Raw genomic sequence first — 6646 nt, 5'->3', positions numbered from 1 at the left:
CCCATACTCCGCCAAAAGGGTCAGCGTGAGTTCGCCACCACCTATCACTGGATGCTTTCAGCTCGCTCGGCAGCTTGTCCAGATCCCTGTATTTCCTCGCTGTCTTTTCATCCATGCCAGCTTGCAATGCCGAGATTACAAGGCTTTTTCCCGCGCTTAAATTTTTCTTCAATTTCTTCACCTGATTGTCAGTGATCATCCAATGATCCTCCATATCACAACATTGGATAACCGGGTTTGCATTAAGCGGGAATTCTAATTGTCGTCAGGGGGGATTTATAACTGTCGTTGATCAGATGGATAGGTGATAGGCTATTCAGCCATATCATTTAAAGTTTTTGCGGAGCTTTTTTCAAAAAGCGACCCCCCGGCACACGCATCTGGTGCGCAAGCCTTAGAGCTTGAGCACCCTACGAATCGGCTTTTTTTAGGCTAAATTGACCATAAAAGGCAGCTTTTAAAATTCAAACCAAGCATTTAGAAATTCAGGCTCGTGGTCAAAAGAAATTCCGTGGTCGGAACCCTTCCGGCTGAAACATAAAGATCGGTTATCCAGTCAAAATGGTTGTCAAATATGTTTAGAACCTGAAATCTTATGACGCCTTTCTTGTCTTTAAGCTCCACTCCTATTTCAGCGTCTGTGAGCCAGATTTCTTCATCTTCGAGTCCTGCAAATTTTCTGTCTTCGTATCTGAAGGTCTGGGCAACAGAGCCGAATACTCCGCTGTCATGGACTCCGCTAAGCTTGGCCGTGATTCTGTGATCCCTTCTTGCGGCGGATGGCTTGTTGTCGTCCTCGGTATCTGCATATGAATAATAAGAGCTGACGCCCATGCCCTTCCAAAGGAGTTGGTTAAGCGTGAGTCTGAAACCGTTTGAATCTCCTTCGTCTGTATATGATCTTAATATTTCGGCTGAATCATAACCCTTGTATTCAGTTTCCTTGTTGATCGTGAAAAGATTTATTCCGGCAAAGCCTGATCCCCATTCGAATTCATAGGCAAGGTCAGCTTCTTTGGTTATGGAGCCAGGATCAGCATTCCTGAATATCGGAATCCCTGCAACTTCAAGAGGGTCGATTCTGTTCAAAAACCAGGGCAGGAGATATCTGAATGCGGCTATCCTGAAAGTGTGGGCAGGGGCCGGATTCCAGGTTATTCCAAAGCGGGGATTGAATTCTGTCAGATCTGTCTTTGCCTTGTTGTATGGGTTTGCACTCTCCATGACGTCAAAGTATGCTGCCGCATCTATTACAAAACCAGGAGCAGGATTCCAGATGTCTCTTAGATAAAAGCTGTTGAAGCTGTTTTCTGTCTTGCCGCCTGCCTGACCGTCCACCGCGTCTATTATTGTCTCGTCATAAAGAAGATAATAGTCAGTATAGGAAGATTTCAGTTCCCTGTCCTGCCACCATTTCAGCGCTCCTGTCATCAGCTGATGGTTGCCTCTGGAATAATGAAGCTGTCCCTGGAGCTGGGATGCCGGGATATCGTTTGTGTCATTACCAAGTATATGCATGGTTACTGGAACATATTCAGGCGGCGGATAAGGATTTTCCACATTAAATGGAGGAAAACTGTCGTGGTATCTGGATCTGTCATCATTTACGGTTTTGTTGAAATAAAGAAGGAAATCCGTTCCTGGCCCGAAGTGGTGATGATAGCCTGATTCAAAATTCTTGAATGTGTTTTTATTCCTGTCGTAAGGATCTGATTTTGCGTCATATGAATAAGCAGTCATATTGTCTTCTTTTCTGGATTCGATATCTGCACCGTAAAGCATTATGCCGTCATTGATTGTTGGATTCCATTTGGCAATGCCAGAGGCTCCGTTTGATTCCGCATTGTTCGTGCCTTTCCATCCTTCTGTTATGTTTCTTGTTGCAGAAGCACTGAACGCGACTCCTGTTTCAGGGGCGGAACCTGAAACTATGGCAGAACCTGAAGCAGTGTTATGGCTTCCCAGGCTGCCTGATAAAGTCGCCTCGGCATCAGGTTTTTCAAAGAATGAAGTGTAATTGTTAAAGCTGTTATATGAGTTTACGTTTGCTGGCTGAAGCAGTTTTCCAAGAAGGGTTTCGCTTGTATAAACCCTGGACATGTCTCCATCCCTGAAGACTCCGTTTCCATAGAAAAAATGCGCTGCATAGTTTGTATAGTCCTGCTTGATGGACGCGAGGGCCTTGTTTGTTCCCCAGTCAGATAGTCCGAGTCTGTTGTATAGATAAGCAAGCCCCACTGATTTGACGGCAAGATCCCGGTCAAGAATGAATCTGGAATTATACACAGCCTTGTTGTCATTCAGTTTAATGGATCTGTTTACAGCTTCTATGGCCTCGGTTGGCTTGTTGAGGTCGTTAAGTATAAGCGCCCTGTAAAGATCCGGAGTAGGGTCTTTGGGATCAAGGCTCGAAGCAAGTTCGAGAACTTCTATGGCTCTGTCGAATCTCTTAATTTCATAGAGCATTTTTCCCCAGTAACTCACAAAAAGGGAACGCCTCGGCTCAAGCGCAATGGCTGCGGATATATACTGAAGCGCCGTATCTGCGTCTCCCTGTCTCATCATTGCAAGGGCATAACCGAGGTATGATTCTCCGATGGATCTGTCCGCAAAAATTGCTTTCTTAAAGCTTTCCGAAGCTTCATCTGTCCTTCTTAAGGCCAAAAGAATGAATCCTTTGGTGCTGTGAACCTCACCGTTTTCAGGATTTGAATCTTCTGCCTTGTTTATTGTTTCCATTGCCTCTTCAGTATGGTCGCTTCCGAAGAGGAGTTTTGAGAGATTCACAAGGGCAAGTGTATTTGCTGGATCATGTTCAAGGGCCATTTCCGTAGATTTTTTGGCTGAATCCAGGTCAAAGGCCGCCTGGTGAGCATAGCTCTTGATGATGTAAGGGGTAGGGGATTCTGGTTTCAGGCTTATTGCTTTTTCTGAATATAACAGGGCAGAGTCCTTGTCTCCTTTATACAGGGAAACGAGGGACAAGGCAGACCATGCAAGGGAATAATCAGGGGATTTTTGAGTAAGCTGTTTCAGAATGATTTCAGCTTTTTGTGGTTCTCTGTTCTTTATTTCAAAAAATGCTTTTTGAAGCTTGAATTCAGGGCTTTCAGGAAACTGAACCTCTCCTTTTTCATTTATTTTGCTGGCTTCCTGGGGCTTGTTCAGTCTGCTGTAAGTTTCTGAAAGACCGAGTATGACCATCTTTTCATTTGAATCAGCCCTTAGAAAAGAATCCTGGGCTTCCCTGTTTCTGTTACGGTCAAGATATGTCCACCCAAGTCCTTTAAAAGCCCTTTTGACCGACGGGCTGTTTTTTTCATCAAAATTTGTCGATATGCATTCCTTGAAAAGCTTCTCAGCTTCCATGGATTTGCCAAGATCCCTTTTTATTTCCGCAAGTCTTAATTTCAGGCCTGTGTTTTTAGAATCAGACCTGAGCATTTCCTCCAGGCTTGCTTCTTCATTTTTAATGGCTGAGAAAGATTTACCGGATAAAGGCATGTCCATGGGGCCTGAAATTACAGGTATGGTTACTGTCCACTGAACCGCATCTTCGGGAGTAATAATTGATGTTATTGCCGGGGCCTCTCCATATTTAATCCCGATCTGCTGTTTTCTTTCTCCGATTACAGTTCCAAAATCATTCCTGCATCCAACCCTTCCTGAAAGAACCGTTATCAGGGTGGCTTTTTCTTCAGAAACCTGAAGATTAAGCTCTGTCCCCCTTATTGCTGCTGTAACTGAGGGCGTTTCAATATCAATGGGTACGTTTTTATTTTTGTTCCGCATCCAGACTTTGCCTGAATCCAGTTTGTATTCAGAGCTGTTAGAAGGCCCAGACGAGTTTGCCCCGGAACCGAACCATCCTGCCCTTGATGCCACGCCCTTGATCACAAATACGCTGTTTCTGCTGACTTGTATTAGCGTTTCATCAGACATTAAAACAGCTGCCCAGCCTGTCTGTCCTGTTTTAAGGCAATCACCGTTAAAAAGCATTCTGCCGGGTGATGGGGATTCAGATGCGCCATTTTGCTGGATTATCTGCACTTCACCTTTGAGATCTATTATTCTGCCCGAATGATTTTCTGCCGAATAAGCTGTGGAAAATAAAAAAAGAATAAAACAGAAAGGCAAGATGATCCGGAACGTTTTATTGATGAATGCTTTAGTGTTCATGGCAATCCCCTGTGGGTTGGAATGGAACTTCAATCCTATTGAAAATGTATTGGCTCATCCTAAATAAACCATAAGTTTTTTGCAGAGCTTATTTTCAAAAAAGCGACTCGCCGAAGGCATACATTTATGTTCACGCCTTAACAGGCCTTGATCTTACTTTTTATTTCTGACCAGTTCCAGAAAATATCTTCTTTGTTTCCCATTTTCCAGGGCCATCCTGAAGGTATCGGAGCTTCTATCAAAAGTCTTTCACCTGTGATTGGATGATCAATTTCAAGACTTCTGGCAAAAAGAGCAATCTGTTTTTCAGGCATAGGCTTTGGCGCGCCATATCTGAGATCCCCTTTTACAGGATGTCCAATGCAGGCAAATTGTATTCTTATCTGGTGATGTCTTCCTGTTTCAAGGTCTATTTCGACCAATGAACCTGACTGGGACGATTCTATTGTTTTAAAGCAAAGGCTGGCCTCGCTGGAGTTTTTTGTTTTTGCCTTTACAATTATAGATGATTTACCGGGAATTCTTTCAATATGATTGAAAAGTCTGCCGGATTCCATTCCAATGTCACCTTCAAGAACAGCAATATAGGTTTTATTGATTTCCCTCGATCTGATCTGCTCGCTTATTCTTCCGGCAGCCTTTGATGTCCTGCAAAACAGCATCACGCCAGCAACCGGTCTGTCAAGCCTGTGGACAAGTCCAAGAAAAACATTGCCGGGCTTGTTGAATTTTTCTTTTAACCAGAGCTTTCCTATGTCAAGAAGTGAGATGTCTCCGCTTTCATCTCCCTGAACAGGAAGACCTGCGGGTTTGTATAGAGCAAACAGGTGGTTGTCCATGTAAAGGACTGGCCACTCGGGTGTAAAAAGATAATCTTTAATAATCATATTAGGTATTTGGTCAGGCTTTTGATGAATAAAAAAAATGTTGATAACTTTGGGACGCGTCCTGCGCCTTCCTTTAATAAAAATTCTTTTCAGGGCAGGGACAATCCTTCTGAAAAGAGCATGAAATCCATTCTTTCGGGCTGCGGAATTCATCTTGATGATAAACAGGCGCGCCTTTTATGGCAGTATCATCAATTGCTCAGAAAATTCAACCCGGATATCAATCTGACCAGAATCCATAACTTTTCGAATATGGTTCAGAAGCTTTATGCAGATTCCATAATGCCGTCAAATTTTATGATGCTGCCCACTCCGCTTATAGATCTCGGAACCGGACCAGGAATGCCAGGAATTCCGCTCAAGATTGTTTCTCCTGATGTTCATATCATACTATCTGAGTCAAGGGGCAAGAGAAACGACTTTCTCCGTACTGTAATAAGTGAGCTGGGACTTGACGGTATAGAAGTGCTCGGCGCTGGGATGTATCCTGAATCAAGAATTCAGGTTAACGGAGTCATAACAAGGGCTGTCGAGGATATCCCGGAAACCCTTGACAGGATATCAGGTTCCCTTGCAAGGGATGGGCTTGCCATCTTCATGAAAGGGCCTGAATGTGAAGATGAAATAGCAAAGACACTTAGAAATTTTAAAAAAGATTATGTTCTGGAACAGGATACTCCTTACGTTATCAAAGGAACTGCTCATGAAAGGCGGCTTGTTGTTTTCAGGCGCGTGTCTTCTCCTGTATGGCAGGTAAATATTGAAAGGGCTTCTGAATTGAAAATTAAACAGATAGAAAGCGACAGAAACGATATTTTCAGGGATCTCCTGAAGCTTCTTGGCGGCCGTGGAATCAAGAAGGCAGGCAAAACAATTGTCTCAGGATCCAAGCAGGTTTTTGACGTGCTTGAGTCAATGCCTGAAATATGTGAGGCATGGATCACAAAAAACGATACACCTCCGCCTCCTGATTCTTCCCCGGACGGTATGTACTGGTTTCAGCTTGCGCCAAAACTTTATGAAGAACTGGATGTATTCGGCACAAAGACGCCTCTTCTTCTTGTCAGAACTCCTGAAATTGAAGAATGGAATCAGGATGCGGCAGATATGGGTTGTACGCTTTTTGTGCCTTTCCAGGATCCTGAAAATGTTGGAGCGGTCATAAGATCAGCGGCAGCTTTCGGAGTAAGCGCGGTTGTCATGCTTGAAGGCAGCGCAAATCCTTATCATCCCAAGGCTGTCAGAAGTTCAGGCGCAGCTGTTTTTCATGTTAAGATTTATAATGGGCCATTAATGGAAAACCTTGATGCTGATTCTGCTTCAGGAATGCCGATCATGTCTTTATCAGCAGAAGGAGAAGACATTTCTGGCTATACTTTTCCTGAAAGATTCGGACTTCTTGCAGGAGTGGAAGGGCAGGGCCTTTCCGATAAGTGGAGGGCTAACGCGCTTTCTATCCCTATAAATCCGGCTGTTGAATCGTTGAACGCAGCGACTTCAGCTTCGATAGCTCTTTATCTTTGGGCTTCATCCACCGGAAAGAAATAATGTTTCCGTGAAATGCTTGAAAAAGGCAAAGC

Annotated in this window: 3 protein-coding genes and 1 pseudogene; 1 reads left to right on the top strand and 3 read right to left on the bottom strand. The window is 43.9% G+C overall.

The window, feature by feature from the left end:
- The 3 genes and pseudogenes from K245_RS0109315 to K245_RS23780 all read right to left on the bottom strand — a co-directional run.
- A pseudogene (locus K245_RS0109315) lies at positions 1-199 on the bottom strand (IS21 family transposase); the annotation flags it as partial.
- A gap of 278 nt (positions 200-477) precedes the next feature.
- Positions 478-4179, bottom strand: a complete 3702-nt coding sequence (locus K245_RS0109310) for a tetratricopeptide repeat protein (RefSeq protein ID WP_027359071.1) — start codon at positions 4177-4179, stop codon at positions 478-480.
- Between the two features lie 137 nt (positions 4180-4316).
- A complete protein-coding gene (locus tag K245_RS23780) occupies positions 4317-5066 on the bottom strand; it encodes an RluA family pseudouridine synthase (protein ID WP_035276878.1) in 750 nt (249 codons plus the stop codon).
- A gap of 24 nt (positions 5067-5090) precedes the next feature.
- On the opposite strand from K245_RS23780, the gene rsmG reads away from it, so the two are divergent.
- Positions 5091-6614 carry a 16S rRNA (guanine(527)-N(7))-methyltransferase RsmG gene (gene rsmG, locus K245_RS23775; RefSeq protein ID WP_156906755.1) on the top strand — a complete coding sequence of 508 codons (1524 nt, stop codon included), beginning with the start codon at positions 5091-5093 and terminating at the stop codon, positions 6612-6614.
- Positions 6615-6646: the final 32 nt, after the last annotated feature.

Source organism: Desulforegula conservatrix Mb1Pa (assembly GCF_000426225.1).
GTDB lineage: Bacteria > Desulfobacterota > Desulfobacteria > Desulfobacterales > Desulforegulaceae > Desulforegula > Desulforegula conservatrix.
The sequence above is the reverse complement of the archived record's forward strand: the minus strand, read 5'-3'. Positions and strand labels throughout refer to the sequence as shown.